Below are 15,613 nucleotides of genomic sequence, written 5' to 3'. Positions count from 1 at the left end.
CCAGCGGCTCCTTGAGGGGTGATGAGCAGTGCGACCGCCGGGGCCGGCCGAAGTTCCGGACCTTGCAGACCTGGCTTTGGGGGGCTCAGCGCAGCGCCACGCTGTCGCGCCGCCAGACCGGATCGGCCCAGCGCTTGAAGGCCAGCAGCAGGTCCGGCGTCGAGGCCTGCCGCTCCACGCTCAGATCGGCGGTCTGCACCACCTCGAAGCGGCGTTGCCAGCGGCCGTCGGTGCGGGCTTCGCGGGCCAGCAGCAGACGGGGCGTCGGCTCCGCCGTCCAGCCGGCGGCTTCGACATAGCCCAGGTCCTCCCCCAGCGGGTTGCCGGCCACCGGTGGCAGCACCTCCAGCGTCCAGCCTTGCGCGGTGCGCCGGGCCAGCCACAGCTCGCGCCAGGTGGCCAGCGGTTGCACGGCGATGGTCGCTGCCTCGCCCCGGGGGTGGCTGGCCGCCGAAGCGGCCCAGGCCACGCCCCAGGTGCAGCGGCGCAGCAGGGGATCGGCCTCGGCATGCGCTGCATCGATGAGCAGCACGCAGGTCTCGCCGGGACGGCCAGGTCGGGTGATGAAGCGCGCGTGGCTGCTGGCCGGCGTCGCGATCGGTGCCTGGGCGGCCCAGCGGCTGGCGCCAACCCGCACGGCGGCTTCGGTGTAGTCGGCCTGGTCCTCGTCGGGCAACTGGGCCTTGTCCACCGCGGCCAGCGCGGCGCCCGCCTGTTCGCCGGCGGACCGCATGTCCTCGCCCCGGCGTGCCTGCTGGAAGGCCAGCGCCGACCACACGGCGGCGCGGCGCATCTGCAGCCGCTGGCGCAGCTCGGTGGGCAGGGTGGCGACGGCGCTGTCGGGCAGGCTGCCCAGCAGCGTGGCGTGCTGGCGCAGCTGGGCGTCCTGCTCCACCACCGGCAGGGCGGGATCGATGCATTCCGGACGGCTCAGGCCCAGCACGGCGCGGCCGCGTGCTTCCGGGCCGGCTTGCGGCATGGCCAGCACCTGACGCCAGGCCGCACCGTCGTAGCACAGGCGCATGCGGCCGTCGCGCTCCATCCCCTGCAGGCGCACGCCATAGGCGGCGACCGCGTCGAGCTGGGCGGCCAGGCGAGGGTCGCTGGCGCCGGCCGCGCTGGCCCGTCGGGCCAGGCGCTCGGCCAGGGTGCCGATCAGCTCGAACGGCTCGCTGCCCAGTTCGCGCGCCGGCACCGCCTGCAGATAGGCCGCCGCGTAGCCGATGGCCAGCGACTCGGCGCCCGGCTGGTCGCGCAGGAAGCGCAGCACGGCCAGCAGGCCGGGTGCGTCCTGCGGACCACTGCCGATGACGCGCAGCTGGCTGCGCTTGACGAAGCCGCCGCGCTCGCGCCGGTGGTCCCAGACCTGCCAGTGGTCCAGGCGTTCGCCGCGCAGCTCCAGCGTGTCGCCGGGTGTCAGCTGTGCATGCAGGGCGGCGTTGTCGTGCGGGCTGGCACGCAGCGCGGCGCCGTCCGGGCCGACCAGGGCCAGCGCGGCCAGCGTGGCGGCCGCCAGGGTGGTGGCAGGCATCTCAGTGCACCTCGTCGGCGTTGTCGGCCGCCGTGTCGGCCGCGGCGGTGGCCACGCTCTTCGGGCCGCCCAGCAGCGCGGCGCCGATGAAGTCGCCGTTGGCGGGCGGCGGCGCGATGATGACCTGCACCTTGTCGCTGAGCTTGTCGGCCATGGTCTTCTGGATCAGCAGCGGGTGGCGGCTGAGCAGCGCGCCCTCGCGGGCCATCTGTTCGGCATTGATCTGGCCCACCTTCTGCAGGCGGTAGGCCTCTGCGTCGGCCAGCTTCTGGCGCGAGTCGGCCTCGCCCTGGCTCTCGATGCGGCGCGCCTGGGCGCTGGCCTCGGCGCCCTTGATGCGGGCGGTCTTCTCGGCCTCGGCCTCCAGCGCACGCTGCTCGATCTGCTTCTGCTTGAAGGGCAGCACATGCCGCATGGCCTCCTCCTGGGCCTGGGCCGCGATGACCTGCTCGCGCGCCGCCGCTTCGGCGTCCTTCTCGCGGCGCACCTTGGCGGCCTGGGCTTCCAGCGCGGTCTGCTCGACCTGCCTTTCCTTCAGCGCCAGCGTGTAGCGCATCTGCTCGGTGGCCAGCTCGGCCGACAGCAGCGCGTCCATGCCGCGCTTGTAGTCAGCTGGCAGGTCCACCTGTCCAAGCTGGACGCTGCGCAGCAGGATGCCTTCAGCGGCCAGACGGGGCTTCAGCTCGGCCTCGATCTCGGCCTGGATCTGCGCGCGCTTGGTCGAGAAGATCTCGCGCACCGTGTAGCGCGAGAAGCTCTTGTAGACCACGCCCTGCACCGCCGGCTGGACCAGGCCGGCGCCGATGTCCTCCGGCCACCGGGTGGAGGCGCTGACCAGTTGGGCCGGGTCCGGCGCGTAGCGCACCGCGATGTCGACGCCCAGCGACAGACCCTCGATGCTCTGGAAGGGCGCCGGACCGTCCGCGCGGGCACTGCCGCCGGGGTGGTAGATCGCGTCGCGCAGCGGGTACAGACGCAGCTGGTGCAGGCCGGGCAGCACCACGGCGCTGCCCTCGCGCAGTTCGGTGATGCCACCGGTCAGCGCATTCGTGCGCAGGCCGACCTCGCCGCGCGGGATCGGCTGCAGCGGCGGGTGCTGCACCAGCAGCCAGGCCGTGCCGGCCAGCACCGCGCCGCCCAGCCACCAGGCTCGCCCGCCCAGCAGGCCTTGGGTGGCGTGCCGGCCCATTGCGAGGCTGTGCTGCCAGCCTCGGGTCAGGCCCTGGCCGATGGCGCCGGCCAGGCGGTTCAGGCGGGGAAAACGGGTGGTGCGGGGGGTGTCCATGTGCAGGCTTCCTTGGGTGGGTGGCCGTGTCCTGACGGCCTGGAAGCCATTCTTCGCAGCCCGCCCGGAAGGCAACAGGCACCGCCGGGGCGTCTTTGCTCCGTTGCCCGGAAGAAAGCTTCACACCGCCGGCCGCAGGGCACCGGGATAATCAGCCGCATGGTCCGCATCGCCGTCATCGAGGACGATCCCCCCACCAGCCGCCAGCTCTGCGGCTGGATCGCCGGCGCCCGCCCGGATGCGCAGATCGATTGCTGGTTCGACCGCGACAGCGCCGACGCCGCGCTGGCCCGCGAGCGCTACGACCTGGTGCTGCTCGACATCGAACTGGGCCGCGAGCGCAATGCCGGCGTCGCGCTGATCAATGCGATCAACAAGCGCCACGCGGGCACGCCGGTGCTGGTGGTCTCGGCCATGCCGGCGGCCATCTACCGCAGCATCATGAAGGCGCTGGACGCCTGGGACTACCTGCAGAAATCCACCTTCGAGGAGGCTGACTTCGTCGAGACCTTCCTGGACATCCTGCGCGCCACGCGTGACCGCACGCCCGCCGCTGCAGCGGCGGCGGCCGACCCCGACGCGGTGCTGATCGACCCGCTTCGCCAGGGCGCCGCGATCTGGCGCGGCCAGAAGGTCAACCTGCCGCTGACGGCCCAGCGCATCCTGGCCGCGCTGCTGGCGCGCAAGGGCGAGGTGGTCAGCTACGACGAGCTCTACCAGGTGGTCAAGAGCGGTCGCAACCGCGACAACATCCGCAAGCACGTCAGCACCATCCGTGATGCCCTGCGCGAGATCGATCCCGCCTTCGACGGCATCGCCAATATCCCGATGCGCGGGTTCCGCTGGGGATGATCCGCCTGCGCCCGCGCATCCCGCTGCGGTTGCGCTTCTTCTTCCGCGCCGCCTTCGCGCTGCTGGCGCTGGCCGTGCTGGGACTGGCGCTGACGCTGCTGGCCGAGGAAAAGGAGCGGGCCTGGCGCAGCCGGCGCGACGGCGTGGACCAGACGCTGGCGCAGATCGGGGCGCGGCTGCGCCACCCCACCGGCCAGCTGGCCCTGATGAACCCCGAGGCACGGCCCGGGCCGCCGCTGCGGCCGCTGGTGCTGCCCTTCGGCGCGATCGACTTTGACGACCGCGCCAAGGCCCAGCAGGCGGTGGAGATGGCCGGCTGCGCGCTGCAGTACGCCGATGCGGTGCAGCTGTGCGCGGCGGTGGGCTCCAACCCGGCGGCCGGCGGCTTCCTGTACCTGGTGGGGCAGCTGCCGCTGGGCCCGCTGGCGGCGCGCGCCCCCGGCGACACCGACTTCAGCCACGCCCACCGCGCCCAGGTGCGGGTGGCGATGCGCGGCCGCGAGTGGCGCTGGCTGGCGCCCTACGAGCTGCCGGCCGATGCCGGGGCCGGTGCCGGGCGCGGCAAGCTGACCGGCTTCGCGGTCGAGGCCGGCACCGTCGCCGACCGCCCGCAGCGCGACTTCCGCGGCTGGCTGTGGCAGGACGCGCGCTGCATCGATGGCGGCAGCGCCGACGACTGCCTGCGGCGCAGCTACTACTCGCTGCGCCTGCCGGTGGAGCTGTTCCGCGAGGACCTGCAGGCCGCGCGCGGCCGACCGGTCTGGCCGCCGGCCGACCTGGACCGCATCGAGGTGCACCTGCGCCTGCTCGGCCCGGGCGATGACGCCGCGGCGCCGCTGTTCGATTCCGACCAGCCCGGCGCCACACCGCCCTTCACGCTGGCCGAGCTGGCGCGGCTGCTGCAGCCGGGTGAATCACTGCGGGTGCGGCGTCTGGGGCCGGGCCGTGCCACCGAGGTGGCGCTGCTCAGTGGGCCGGAGGACCTCGCGCAGCCGCTGTCACCGCTGCTGGAGCGGCTGATTCGCGCCCTGCCGGTGCAGGACAACCCGGCGCCGCTGCAGGCCAGCGACACCGTGACGACACCCACCGGCCGCTATGAATTGCAGCTGACGGGCGATCGCCGCGGGGTGGATCGCGCCCTGGGCCGCGTCGCCACCCGCACCGCCTGGTTCGTGGGCGCGCTGCTGCTGGCCATCGGCCTGACCTGGGCGGCGATCGAGCTGCGGGTGATCCGCCGCATCACGCTGCTGACCCGGCGTGCCGCGGCGGTGCGTCGCGACGTCAAGGAGGGCGGCGAGATCCGCCTCGACGTGGCCGAGCTGCGCGGCAGCGACGAGCTGGGGGTGCTGGCAGGCACGCTGGCCGACTTGATGCAGCGCGTCAACGAGGATGTGCACCGCGAGCACATCCGCGCCCGGCAGGAAAAGGACCAGTGGCATGCGGTCGGTCACGAGATCCTGTCGCCGCTGCAGTCGCTGCTGGCGCTGCACGGCGATCCGGCCGATCCCAGCCACCGCTACATCCAGCGCATGCAGCAGGCGGTGCGCGTGCTGTACGGCCAGGCCTCGCCGACCGAGGCCTTCCAGGCCACCGCGCTGGGCCTCAGCGCCCTGGACCTGGACCAGTTTCTGCGCCAGGTGGCCGAGAACGCGCCGCATGCCGGCATCGACGCGGTGGCTTACGAAGGACCCGGTGGTCCGCTGGCGGTGCAGGGCGATGACTACGCGCTGGAGGACGTGGTCACCCACGTGCTGCGCAATGCCGCGCGCCACCGCCGGCCGGGCACACCGATCACGATGCAACTGCAGCGTGCCGGGCAGCGGGCGGAACTGCGCCTGCACAACCAGGGACCGCAGATCGAGCCGGCCCAGCTCGAGCGCATCTTCGAGTACGGCGTGTCGGATGCGCCGGCCGATTCGGGCAGCCGGGGCCAGGGCCTGTTCGTCGCCCGCACCTGGATGGCCAAGATGGGCGGCACCATCGTGGCCCGCAACGAGGCGGACGGCGTCAGCTTCGTGCTGAGCCTGCCGCTGGCCTGATCAGCGCCAGCCGAAATGCTGGCGCAGCAGCGCGGCGCTGGCATTGACCGGCTGGTGCAGCACATTGGGGAAGCGCGCCACGGCGCCGCGGGTCGGGACCTGCGGCTTGATGGGGTCGGCGCCCAGCACGGCGATCTTCTCGATGCGCCAGCCGGCGCGGCCGAAGGCCTCCAGGTAGGCCTGGGCGTCGGGCAGGCCCTGCGGGTCCAGCGGGCTGCCCTGCGGTGACAGGATGAACGCGGTGTGGGTGCAGCGCTGGCGCTGCACCTCGGCGATGAAGTCCTGCGGCGGGGTGCGCGTGTCCTGCAGCGCCGAGACGCGGGCATACAGGCGCACGGTCTGGCCGCTGGTCAGTTCGATGTCGCGCAGATTGCGGCTGTAGCAGCCGGTCAGGCAGCGCAGCAGCGTGGACTTGCGGGTGCGCGGGCTGCCGATCAGTACATAGGCGGTGAGGGTCATGGGCTGAGCTTAGCGAATCGCGTGCCTGCGTGGCCCGGTATTGCGACAATCTTGCGCCATGAACGCTCCGATGACCCGACGGGATGCCGAGTTCACGCGCCTGTTCTCGGCCGACACCACCGGCGCACTGATCGACCCCCACGGCCGCACCCGCGCGCTGGTGCTGGACTGGCCCGCCCCGGCCGACTGGGCGGCCATGGGCACGCTGTGGCGCGGTGTGCAGGACACGCTGGGCTGGCCGGCGCCGGCGATCGCGGTGTCGGGCGACGCGCTGCAGCTGTGGTTCTCGCTGGCCGAGCCGGTGGACGCCGCCACCGCGCAGGCCCTGCTGGCCACGCTGCGCGAGCGCTTCCTGCCGGCGCCCCAGGCCGCCCGGGTGGGCGGCTGGCCGCGCGACGGTCAGGCCGCGCCGCGACCAGGGGCTGCGCTGCCTGGCGAGGACCGCTGGTCGGCCTTCGTGGCGCCTGACCTGGCGCCGCTGTTCGCCCAGACGCCCTGGCTGGACGTGCCGCCCGGCGACGACGGCCAGGCCACGCTGCTGGCCGGCCTGGGCAGCGTGGCGCCCGATCGGCTGGCGCCGCTGCAGCCAGTGGCCCAGCCCGCGGCCACAGCGGTCACGGCGGTCACGGCGGTCACCGCCGCGACCGACCCGCGGGCCTTCCTGCTGCAGGTGATGAACGATCCGGCGGTGCCGCTGGCGCTGCGCATCGACGCGGCCAAGGCCCTGCTGCCGCGCTGACGATGCTCGCGCAAGCGCCGGCGCAGGCGCAGAATCGGCGCTGGGCGCTTCGACCCGGACACCGACAGGAGACACCATGTTCCAGCGCGATACCTGCTGCACCCTGGTCCCGTATTTCACCGTCCAGGAGGGGCGGCTCAACGACTTCCAGGCCCTCGGGCCGCGCTTCGTCGAGAAGACGCGCACCGAGCCGGGCTGTCTGCACTACGCCTTCTCCTACAGCGGCAACACCGCCCACTGCCGTGAAGGCTATGTGGACGCCGCCGCGGTGCTGGCCCACCTGGACAACGTGGGTGAGCTGCTGGGCGAGGCGCTGAAGATCGCCAGCATCCAGCGGCTGGAAGTGCATGGTCCGGCGGCTGAACTGGACAAGCTGCGCGGGCCGATGGCGGCGCTGAACCCGCAGTTCTTCGTGCTGGACGAGGGCATCCGGCGCGCCTGAGGCGCGGGCGTCTCAGCGCGGCCCGTCCGGGTCCCAGCCCGGCGCGCGCTGGCGCTGCGCCAGCGCCTCGCGCTCCTGGGCGAACAGCTCTTCGAGCTGCTGCCGGCCCTGTTTGGCCATCGACACCAGCGCCTGCTCGTCGCGGTGGTGGGGGTACGTGCGCTCGATCTGCTCCACCAGGTGCTGGCGGTAGCGCATGGCCAGCTGGCGGGCCTGGTGGGGCAGCCAGCCCAGTTGCTCCAGCACGCGGCGGGCGCTGAACAGCGCCGAGTCCATGGTCTCGCGGTCGATCATGTCCACACCCCGGTCGCGCAGCGCGTAGTAGTGCTGCACGTTGCGTGCCCGGGCCACCAGCGTCAGCTGGGGGAAGTGCTGGCGGGCGGCCTCGGCCAGCGCGATGCTCTGCTCGACATCGTCGATCGCGATCACCAGCACCCGCGCCTGCTCGGCGCCGGCCAGGCGCAGCAGGTCCAGCCGGGTGGCATCGCCATAGTGCACCCGGAAGCCGAACTTGCGCAGGAACTCGACCTGCTCGGCAGAGTGGTCCAGCACGGTGGGGCGGATGCCGTTGGCGTACAGCAGGCGGCCGATCACCTGTCCGTAGCGGCCGAAGCCGGCGATGATCACCGGTGCGTCCTGCGGCTCGGCCAGCGCATGCGGTGAATCGCCGGTGCCGCGGGCGAAGCGGGGCAGCACCAGGCGATCGATCAGCACCAGCAGCAGCGGTGTCACCAGCATCGACAGCGCCACCGTGCCCACCAGCAGCGCGCCGTGGCGCGTGCCGATCACGCCGGCGCCTTCGGCCTGCTGGAACACCACGAAGGCGAACTCGCCGCCCTGGGCCAGCAGCAGCGTCAGCACCGGGCGCTCGGCCAGCGGCACCTCCACGGCCGTGGCCAGGGCCCAGATCACGGCGGCCTTCAGCGCCAGGAAGCCCAGCAGCAGGCCCAGCACCAGCCAGCGGTCGGCCCACAGCGCGGCAAAGTCCATCGACATGCCCACGGCCATGAAGAACAGGCCCAGCAGCAGGCCCTTGAAGGGCTCGACGTCGGTCTCCAGCTCGCGCTTGTACTCGCTCTCGGCCAGCAGCACGCCGCCCAGGAAGGCGCCCAGCGCCATCGACAGGCCGGCGGCCTCCATCAGGCTGGCAATGCCCACCACCAGGCCCAGTGCCGCGGCGGTGAAGATCTCCGGCGAACGGCTGCGCGCCACCCAGCGCAGCGCATGGCGCAGCAGCAGCCGACCGCCCAGGATGATCGCCGCGATCACGCCCACCGCCTTCAGCGCCTCCCAGGCCGGGTGGCCGGTGCCGGCCGCCCCCTGGCCCAGCAGCGGGATCAGCGCCAGGATGGGGATGGCCGCCACATCCTGCAGCAGCAGGATCGCGAAGCCGGCCTGGCCGCCCGTGGTGGGCAGCAGGTGGCGCTCCTGCATGATCTGCAGCGACACCGCGGTGGACGACAGCGCCAGCGCCAGGCCGGCGATCACGGCCATCGTCCACGGCGCGCCCAGCGCCCAGCCGGCACCGCCCAGCACCAGCGCGCAGCCCAGCAGCTGGGTCGTGCCCCAGCCGAAGATCGGCCGGCGCAGCGCCCACAGCCGCGGCGGCTCCAGCTCCAGGCCGATCAGGAACATCATCAGCACCACGCCGAACTCGGCGGCGTGCAGGATGGATTCGGGGTCCTTCACCACCCCCAGGCCGAACGGCCCGATGGCCACACCGGCCCCCAGGTAGCCGATGATCGAACCCAGGCCGAAGCGCTTGGCCAGCGGCACGAAGAGCACCGCGGCGGTCAGGTAGATCAGCGCGGCATGCAGCCACTGCGAGTTCATCAGCGGTTCTCCTGGGCGGGCCGGTCGCGCAGCGGCACCTGGCACTCGGGGCACTCGCTCATCTCGGCGATCTCGGGCCAGTCGGGGTAGTCGCGCAGGCGGCTGGCGTAGGTCTGCGCATGGGCCTGCAGCGCCTGGGCCGACAGCTGGTGCGCACCATGCTGCACCATCGGCGGCAGGAAGCGCAGGCCGCACAGCGCGGCGGTCTGCTCATAGGGCGGCAGGAAGGCATCCAGGAAGTAGCGGTTGTAGCCCTGCGGGTGGTAGGCGGCCTCGGTGCCGCCGGTGCTCAGCACCAGCCACAGGTCCTTGCCCTGCAGTGCGCGGGTGCTGCGGCCCTCGGCGTGGCCGTAGGCCCAGCCGTAGGCCAACACCTCGTCCAGCCACAGCTTCATCAGCGGCGGCATCGAGTACCACTGCAGCGGGTGCTGCCAGACGATCAGGTCGGCCGCCGCCGCCGCGGCCTGTTCGGCCGCCACGTCGATCGCGTAGTCGGGGTAGAGCGCGTACAGGTCGCGCACCTGCACGCCGGGCACCGCGCGGGCGGCGTCCATCAGCGGCCGGTTGACCTGCGAGTGCTGCAGCGCCGGATGGGCCACCAGCACCAGGATCGAGGGCGTGCTCATCGGCGGCCTCCTTCGGCCAGTTGCCTCGCCAGTGCGTTGTGCCGCTCCAGCAGCGGCTCCAGTTCCAGCGTGGCCAGACGGCCTTCACGCACGACCACCCGGCCGTTGACCACGGTGAACGCGGTGCTGGCCGAGGCGCACAGCAGCAGCGCGCCCACCGGGTCGTGCACCGCGCCGCCGGCGAAGCCCAGCGTGCGGGTGTCGAACAGCGCCAGATCGGCCGACATGCCCGGCGCCAGGTGGCCGATGTCGTCGCGGCCCAGCACGCGCGCGCCGCCGCGGGTGGCGATCTCCAGCGCGTCGCGGGCGGTGAATTCCGCGGGCCCGTGGTCACATCCGAAAGCGTCGAGCGAGCGCCCCACGCGGCCCAGCAGCATGGCCTGCCGCGCCTCGTTCAACAGGTGGGCGGCGTCGTTGCTGGCGCTGCCGTCCACGCCCAGGCCCACCGGCACGCCGGCGCTGCGCAGGCGCTGCACCGGCGCGATGCCCGAGGCCAGGCGCATGTTGCTGCAGGGGCAGTGGGCCACACCGGTGCCGGTGGCGGCGAAGCGGGCGATGCCGTGGGCATCGAGCTTGACGCAGTGGGCGTGCCAGACATCGTGGCCCAGCCAGCCCAGGCTCTCGGCGTATTCGGTGGGGGTCTGGCCGAACTTCTCGCGGCTGTAGGCCAGGTCGTGGTCGTTCTCGGCCAGGTGGGTGTGCAGGCGCGTGCCGGTGGCGCGGGCCAGTGCGGCGGCGTCGCGCATCAGGCCGGGGCTGACGCTGAAGGGCGAGCAGGGCGCCACGCCCACCCGCAGCATCGAATGACGCGAGGGGTCGTGGAAGGCCTCGATGACGCGGCGGGTGTCGCGCAGGATCGCGTCCTCGCGCTCGACCAGGTGGTCGGGCGGCAGGCCGCCGGCGCTCTCGCCCACGCTCATGCTGCCGCGCGTGGGATGGAAGCGCAGGCCGATGCTGGCCGCGGCCTCGATCGTGTCGTCCAGCCGCACGCCGTTGGGGTACAGGTAGAGGTGGTCGCTGCTGGTGGTGCAGCCCGAGAGCAGCAGCTCGGCCATCGCCACCTGGGCGCTGACGCGCGCCATCTCGGGCGTCAGGCCGGCCCAGATCGGGTAGAGCGTTCGCAGCCAGCCGAACAGCTCGGCGTCCTGCGCCGCCGGGATCGCCCGCGTGAGCGACTGGTACATGTGGTGGTGGGTGTTGACCAGGCCCGGGATCACCACATGGCCGCGGGCGTCGATCACCTCGTCGGCCTCGCGTGGCAGGGTGTCGGCGGGGCCGATCGCCTCGATCGCGCGGCCGCGGATCAGCACACTGGCGCGCGGCAGCTCGCGGCGCTCGTCGTCCATCGTCGCGACCACGTCGGCGTCGCGGATCAGCAGGGTGGGGTCGGTCATCTGGGCGGGCAGGGCTGCTATCGTCGGCGGGGTCCCCAAGTGTTGCACGCGCCATGCCCCGTTTCGCCGCCAACTGCTCGATGCTGTTCACCGAGGTGCCGTTCCCGGAGCGCTTCGCGCGCGCCGCGGCGGCGGGCTTCCGGGCGGTCGAGTTCCAGTTCCCCTACGACTGGCCGGCGCAGGCGCTGCGGCGCAGCCTGGATGCGGCTGGCGTCACCGCCGTGCTGCACAACCTGCCGGCCGGCGACTGGGCGGCGGGCGACCGCGGCCTGGCCTGCGACGCCACGCGCCAGGCCGAGTTCCGCGCCGGCGTGCCGCGCGCCATCGACTATGCCCAGGCGCTGGGCGCACCGCGCCTGAACCTGCTGGCCGGCCGCGCCGGTGCCGGCCAGACCGAGGCGCAGACGCGCGCGCTGTTCATCGACAACCTGCGCTTCGCCGCCGACGCGCTGGCCGCGCACGGCCTGATGCTGATGATCGAGCCGATCAACACCCGCGATGTGCCGGGCTTCTGGCTGAACACCAGCGCGCAGGCGGCCGCGCTGCTCGACGAAGCCGGCTGCGCCAACGCCTTCATCCAGTTCGACCTGTACCACATGCAGCGCATGGAGGGCGACCTGGCGGCCACGCTGCGCCGGCTGCTGCCGCGCATCGGCCACGTGCAGTTCGCCGACAACCCGGGCCGCCATGAGCCGGGCACCGGCGAGTTGAACTTCGCTTTTCTGTTCGCCGAACTGGACCGGCTGGGCTATGCCGGCTGGGTCGGCGCCGAGTACCTCCCCTCGGCGTGCACCGAGGACACGCTGGCCTGGCTGGGGGCGCCGCGGTGAGCCCCGATCCACGCACCGCGCTGCGCGCGCTGTTCGACGCCGCGGTGGCCCGCGCCCAGCCGGCGGTGGTGCTGCCGGGGCGCCTGCCGCCACCACCACGCGGGCGCACCGTGGTGCTGGGCGCCGGCAAGGCGGCCGGGGCGATGGCGCTGGCGGTCGAGGCGCTGTGGCCTGCCGACGCTCCGATGACTGGCCTGGTCGTCACCCGCTATGGCCACACGCCGCCGGCCTACCAGCCCGGCGCCGGCCGGATCGAGATCGTCGAAGCCGCGCACCCCGTACCCGACGAGGCCGGCGTGGCTGCCAGCGCACGCATTGCTGCCCTGGCCCAGGGTCTGGGCGCGGACGATCTGGTGCTGTGCCTGATCTCGGGCGGCGGCTCCGCACTGCTGACGATGCCGCAGGTCGGCCTGACGCTGGCCGACAAGCAGGCGCTGAACCGTGCGTTGCTGGAGAGCGGCGCGCCGATCGAGGCGATGAACACGGTGCGCAAGCACTGCTCGGCGATCAAGGGCGGCCAGTTGGCTGCGCGCTGCGCGCCCGCGCAGGTGGTGACGCTGCTGATCTCCGATGTGCCGGGCGACGACCCGGCCATCATCGCCAGCGGCCCCACGGTGCCCGATCCCAGCCGCTGCGCCGACGCGCTGGCGGTGTGTGAACGCTGGGGCATCCCGCTGCCGCCCGCGGCGCGCGCCGGCCTGCGCAGCGGTGCCTTCGAGACGCCCAAGCCGGGTGATGCCTGCTTCGCGCGCCAGCAGGTCCAGGTCATTGCCACGCCACAGGCCAGCCTGGAAGCGGCCGCGGCGGCGGCGCGGGCGATGGGCCTGCCGGCGCATATCCTGTCCGATGCGATCGAGGGCGAATCGCAGGTGGTGGGCGGCGTGCACGCCGCGCTGGCGCGCGCGGTGGCGCAGCGCGGCCAGCCGTTCGCGCGGCCCTGCGTGATCCTGTCGGGCGGTGAAACCACCGTCACGGTGCGGCCGCGCGCGCCGGGCCAGGCCAGGGGCCGCGGCGGCCGCGCCACCGAGTTCCTGCTCGGTTGCGCGCTGGGTCTGCAGGGGCAGGCCGGCGTGTGGGCGCTGGCGGCCGATACCGACGGCATCGATGGCGTCGAGGCCAACGCCGGCGCCATCGTCACCCCCGACACGCTGGCCCGCGCCGTGGCGGCTGGCCTGTCTGCGGCCGACCACCTGGCGCGCAACGACGCCTACCGCTTCTTCGAGGCGCTGGACGACCTGGTCGTGACCGGGCCCACGCACACCAACGTCAACGACTTCCGGGCGATCTGGGTGGCTTAGGGCAGGTCGCAGCGCCGTTGGATGAGGACGCCGCGGCGCGCAGGAAAGGGCAGGCGAGCCGCCCAGCCAGACTCAGCGCGGGGCGCTGCCGGCCGCCGCCGGGTCGGTGGGGCGGTCGGCGTTGGGGCCCAGTTCGCGCAGCACCTGGGCGCTGATGGTGTCGAGCACCGCGCGCATGCCGGCCGGCAGCTCGATGCGCATCTGCTGGGCGTCGGCACCGGCCCCGGCCGGCCAGGCCAGGCGTTCGCGCAGCGGGCCCCAGTCCGAGGTCAGCCAGGCCTGCACCTGCCAGCCGGGCGTGGCCAGCACGTCCAGCGTCCAGGGCCGCGCGGGCGCGCCGTCGCAGGCCGGGAGTCCGTCCACCTGCCAGCCGCTGATCGGGCCGTCGAGCCCGGAGTCCAGGTGGCGCCGCATCACGAAGCCGTTGCTCGGCCAGGCACGGTGGCTGTTCCACCAGCGGTCACGCACCCGCTCGAGCGCGGCGAAGGTGCTGTCGCGATCGACCGCACCCAGTTCGGTCAGTGTGGTGTCGAGCTCGCGTGTCACCGCCACGTCCCACGGCTCGGGCCGGCGCAGTGCGCGCTGGGCCACCTGCAGCCCGACCAGGTGCGAGACACCGTCTTCGTAGCTGAAGGCCGAGGCGCGCTCGGAGACGGGCGGCAGCGTCTCCTGCCCCAGCCAGGTCAGCACCTCGTGCCAGGTGAGCATCCACCAGACCAGCTGCGAGGCCATGCTTGCCACGCGCGCGTTGTCCAGCCCTGCCTCGGTGGCCACGGGCCGCCGCCAGCGCAGCGACAGGCGGGTCGAGCCGTCGGAGCCCGCAGCATCCAGGGCGGTAGCGCCGCGGTCGATCTCGCGGCGCAGCAGGCGATACAGGTGGCCGGTCCAGTCGGCGGCGTCGCGCAGGTGGTCGATGTCGAGGAAGCCGGCCGCGCAGGTGTAGACCAGGCCGTCGTTCTCGTCGGCGTGGCTGCGCCAGTCGTGGCGGCCCAGATCGGCACGCTCGATGATGCGGTTGCGCAGCAGCGGCATGACGTAGGGCGTGGGCAGCTGGCCGAAGCGACGCGACGGCATGTCGTCGCGCTCGGGGGGAAGCGCCAACCCCGGCCCGGCGGTCAGGGCCACTGTCAGCACGACCAGCCGGCGCCACCGGGCGCGGTCGGCGGACCGCCGGGTGCCGGCCCTCATGGCTGCCGCCTGGTGGGTACGGCGCGCTCCAGTGGCAGGGGCAGGGGCGGTCTCACGGCTCGAGGTTTCAGCAGGCCAGCGACTCACGCCAGCGTGCCCGCGGCGGTGCGCCCAGTCGCAGCGATCGGGCGTCGATCACCACCGCCTCGCCGCGCGCCGGCTGCAGCTCCAGCCGCAGCGCACCCTCCAGGGCCTGGGGCAGCGGCAGTTCGCGCCAGGCCCGGCCCTGGGCGTCGATGAGGCGGCCCTCAGCCAGGCGGCCCAGCAGCGCGGGCGGCGGCGCGGCGGTCTGCAGCACCAGCACGACCGGGGCCAGGTGGCCGGCCTGCCAGACACCGTCGCGCTGCTCGGCCACCTGCGCGGCCGAGAAGCGCAGCCGCCAGCCGCCGGTGGTCGGCTCGACCGCGGCGACCTCGCTGTCGGCGAAGGCGAAACGGCGTCCTGGCGCGGGCAGCATCCACTGCATGTGCCATTTGCCGATCTCGCGGCCGTCGTCCAGCGCCAGCGCACGCGGCTCGCAGCCCCAGGCGATGAAGCCGCAGTCCTCGTATACCCGCCTGGCGCTGGCGTTGCCATCGCTGACGGTCAGCTCCAGCAGGCGCAAGCCGGGCCAGGTCCGGGCATCGGCCATCAGCGTGCGCACCAGGCGGCGTGCGATGCCCTGGCGCCGGTGGTCGGGCTCGACCGCCACGCCGAACACGAAGCCGCGGTGGGCGGTGCGCTCGCGTGGCTCGCGCGACAGGCCGGCGGCGCCGACCAGCCGCTCGCCGATGAACGCGCCCCAGACCTGCTCGTCGCTGCCGGCTGGCCCCAGCCGGCGCGCCCACCAGTCCAGCGGCAGGTGTTCGCGCTCGGCCACGCTGGAGGTGAAGGCCTCGGGCTCGCGCTGGTAGGCGCCCAGCATCAGCGCGCGGTGCGCGGCTGCGTCCTCGGGGCCCAGGCGGCGGATCGTGACGGAATACGCAGCAGTCATCGCCCGATTGTGCGGCGCTCCCGAGAGTTGGGGGGCGACCGCAGGCTTAAGGAAGGTCTGCATAAATCGCCCCACGCCCTGCTTGGCACCGACGTGAAGCCCTGAGACGATAGGGTCCATGAAG

14 protein-coding genes are annotated in these 15,613 nt (G+C 73.4%); 6 read left to right on the top strand and 8 right to left on the bottom strand.

Annotated elements, in window-relative coordinates:
- Nucleotides 1–85: 85 nt before the first annotated feature.
- The gene (locus tag KAK03_RS14870) at nucleotides 86–1,531 is read right to left on the bottom strand and encodes a hypothetical protein (RefSeq protein ID WP_210854750.1); all 1,446 of its coding nucleotides are present in this window, start codon (nucleotides 1,529–1,531) and stop codon (nucleotides 86–88) included.
- A 1-nt stretch (nucleotide 1,532) separates the two neighbouring features.
- Nucleotides 1,533–2,816 carry an SPFH domain-containing protein gene (locus tag KAK03_RS14865; RefSeq protein WP_210854749.1) on the bottom strand — a complete coding sequence of 428 codons (1,284 nt, stop codon included), beginning with the start codon at nucleotides 2,814–2,816 and terminating at the stop codon, nucleotides 1,533–1,535.
- A 159-nt stretch (nucleotides 2,817–2,975) separates the two neighbouring features.
- Between KAK03_RS14865 and KAK03_RS14860 the strand changes: the two genes are divergently transcribed.
- Together KAK03_RS14860 and KAK03_RS14855 are read left to right on the top strand one after the other, a co-directional pair.
- Complete coding sequence (locus KAK03_RS14860) at nucleotides 2,976–3,668, top strand: response regulator transcription factor (protein WP_210854747.1); 693 nt, start codon at nucleotides 2,976–2,978, stop codon at nucleotides 3,666–3,668.
- Nucleotides 3,665–5,707: a sensor histidine kinase gene (locus KAK03_RS14855; RefSeq protein WP_210854745.1), complete on the top strand. Its 2,043-nt coding sequence runs from the start codon at nucleotides 3,665–3,667 to the stop codon at nucleotides 5,705–5,707. The genes KAK03_RS14860 and KAK03_RS14855 overlap by 4 nt, the downstream gene beginning before the upstream one ends.
- Here KAK03_RS14855 and KAK03_RS14850 read toward each other — a convergent pair whose 3' ends face one another.
- A complete protein-coding gene (locus KAK03_RS14850) occupies nucleotides 5,708–6,166 on the bottom strand; it encodes a hypothetical protein (RefSeq protein ID WP_210854744.1) in 459 nt (152 codons plus the stop codon).
- A 58-nt stretch (nucleotides 6,167–6,224) separates the two neighbouring features.
- Here KAK03_RS14850 and KAK03_RS14845 point away from each other — a divergent pair, with 58 nt between their 5' ends.
- Together KAK03_RS14845 and KAK03_RS14840 are read left to right on the top strand one after the other, a co-directional pair.
- Entirely contained in the window at nucleotides 6,225–6,905 is a 681-nt protein-coding gene (locus KAK03_RS14845; RefSeq protein ID WP_210854742.1) for a hypothetical protein, read from the top strand.
- Between the two features lie 76 nt (nucleotides 6,906–6,981).
- Nucleotides 6,982–7,347: a putative quinol monooxygenase gene (locus tag KAK03_RS14840; RefSeq protein ID WP_210854741.1), complete on the top strand. Its 366-nt coding sequence runs from the start codon at nucleotides 6,982–6,984 to the stop codon at nucleotides 7,345–7,347.
- A gap of 12 nt (nucleotides 7,348–7,359) precedes the next feature.
- Here the strand turns inward: KAK03_RS14840 and kefC are convergent, their stop codons facing one another.
- From kefC to KAK03_RS14825, 3 genes are read right to left on the bottom strand one after another with little or no spacing between them, the layout of a single operon-like run.
- Nucleotides 7,360–9,180, bottom strand: a complete 1,821-nt coding sequence (kefC, locus tag KAK03_RS14835; protein ID WP_210854739.1) for a glutathione-regulated potassium-efflux system protein KefC — start codon at nucleotides 9,178–9,180, stop codon at nucleotides 7,360–7,362.
- Nucleotides 9,180–9,806 (bottom strand): glutathione-regulated potassium-efflux system oxidoreductase KefF, encoded by a 627-nt coding sequence (kefF, locus tag KAK03_RS14830; protein WP_210854738.1) that lies wholly within the window; start codon nucleotides 9,804–9,806, stop codon nucleotides 9,180–9,182. Before kefF ends, kefC begins: the two co-directional genes overlap by 1 nt.
- Complete coding sequence (locus KAK03_RS14825) at nucleotides 9,803–11,200, bottom strand: 8-oxoguanine deaminase (RefSeq protein WP_210854736.1); 1,398 nt, start codon at nucleotides 11,198–11,200, stop codon at nucleotides 9,803–9,805. Before KAK03_RS14825 ends, kefF begins: the two co-directional genes overlap by 4 nt.
- A gap of 53 nt (nucleotides 11,201–11,253) precedes the next feature.
- Here KAK03_RS14825 and hyi point away from each other — a divergent pair, with 53 nt between their 5' ends.
- A complete protein-coding gene (hyi, locus tag KAK03_RS14820) occupies nucleotides 11,254–12,030 on the top strand; it encodes a hydroxypyruvate isomerase (protein WP_210854735.1) in 777 nt (258 codons plus the stop codon).
- Nucleotides 12,027–13,328 carry a glycerate kinase type-2 family protein gene (locus tag KAK03_RS14815; RefSeq protein ID WP_310738614.1) on the top strand — a complete coding sequence of 434 codons (1,302 nt, stop codon included), beginning with the start codon at nucleotides 12,027–12,029 and terminating at the stop codon, nucleotides 13,326–13,328. Before hyi ends, KAK03_RS14815 begins: the two co-directional genes overlap by 4 nt.
- A 72-nt stretch (nucleotides 13,329–13,400) precedes the next feature.
- On the opposite strand, the gene KAK03_RS14810 is transcribed toward KAK03_RS14815, so the two are convergent.
- Together KAK03_RS14810 and KAK03_RS14805 are read right to left on the bottom strand one after the other, a co-directional pair.
- Nucleotides 13,401–14,516, bottom strand: coding sequence for a DUF4056 domain-containing protein (locus KAK03_RS14810; RefSeq protein WP_210854734.1), 1,116 nt, complete (start codon nucleotides 14,514–14,516; stop codon nucleotides 13,401–13,403).
- A gap of 67 nt (nucleotides 14,517–14,583) precedes the next feature.
- Nucleotides 14,584–15,489 (bottom strand): GNAT family N-acetyltransferase, encoded by a 906-nt coding sequence (locus KAK03_RS14805; protein WP_210854733.1) that lies wholly within the window; start codon nucleotides 15,487–15,489, stop codon nucleotides 14,584–14,586.
- Nucleotides 15,490–15,613: the final 124 nt, after the last annotated feature.

The sequence above is a fragment of the Ideonella alba genome (assembly GCF_018069845.1).
GTDB lineage: Bacteria > Pseudomonadota > Gammaproteobacteria > Burkholderiales > Burkholderiaceae_C > Ideonella > Ideonella alba.
This window is presented reverse-complemented; position numbering and strand designations above follow the sequence as displayed.

What these genes read in the sequence shown, in the direction of transcription:
- KAK03_RS14870 (WP_210854750.1), bottom strand. Translation starts at nt 1,531, where the DNA reads ATGCCTGCCACCACCCTGGCGGCCGCCACGCTGGCCGCGCTGGCCCTG.
- KAK03_RS14865 (WP_210854749.1), bottom strand. Translation starts at nt 2,816, where the DNA reads ATGGACACCCCCCGCACCACCCGTTTTCCCCGCCTGAACCGCCTGGCC.
- KAK03_RS14860 (WP_210854747.1), top strand. Translation starts at nt 2,976, where the DNA reads ATGGTCCGCATCGCCGTCATCGAGGACGATCCCCCCACCAGCCGCCAG.
- KAK03_RS14855 (WP_210854745.1), top strand. Translation starts at nt 3,665, where the DNA reads ATGATCCGCCTGCGCCCGCGCATCCCGCTGCGGTTGCGCTTCTTCTTC.
- KAK03_RS14850 (WP_210854744.1), bottom strand. Translation starts at nt 6,166, where the DNA reads ATGACCCTCACCGCCTATGTACTGATCGGCAGCCCGCGCACCCGCAAG.
- KAK03_RS14845 (WP_210854742.1), top strand. Translation starts at nt 6,225, where the DNA reads ATGAACGCTCCGATGACCCGACGGGATGCCGAGTTCACGCGCCTGTTC.
- KAK03_RS14840 (WP_210854741.1), top strand. Translation starts at nt 6,982, where the DNA reads ATGTTCCAGCGCGATACCTGCTGCACCCTGGTCCCGTATTTCACCGTC.
- kefC (WP_210854739.1), bottom strand. Translation starts at nt 9,180, where the DNA reads ATGAACTCGCAGTGGCTGCATGCCGCGCTGATCTACCTGACCGCCGCG.
- kefF (WP_210854738.1), bottom strand. Translation starts at nt 9,806, where the DNA reads ATGAGCACGCCCTCGATCCTGGTGCTGGTGGCCCATCCGGCGCTGCAG.
- KAK03_RS14825 (WP_210854736.1), bottom strand. Translation starts at nt 11,200, where the DNA reads ATGACCGACCCCACCCTGCTGATCCGCGACGCCGACGTGGTCGCGACG.
- hyi (WP_210854735.1), top strand. Translation starts at nt 11,254, where the DNA reads ATGCCCCGTTTCGCCGCCAACTGCTCGATGCTGTTCACCGAGGTGCCG.
- KAK03_RS14810 (WP_210854734.1), bottom strand. Translation starts at nt 14,516, where the DNA reads ATGAGGGCCGGCACCCGGCGGTCCGCCGACCGCGCCCGGTGGCGCCGG.
- KAK03_RS14805 (WP_210854733.1), bottom strand. Translation starts at nt 15,489, where the DNA reads ATGACTGCTGCGTATTCCGTCACGATCCGCCGCCTGGGCCCCGAGGAC.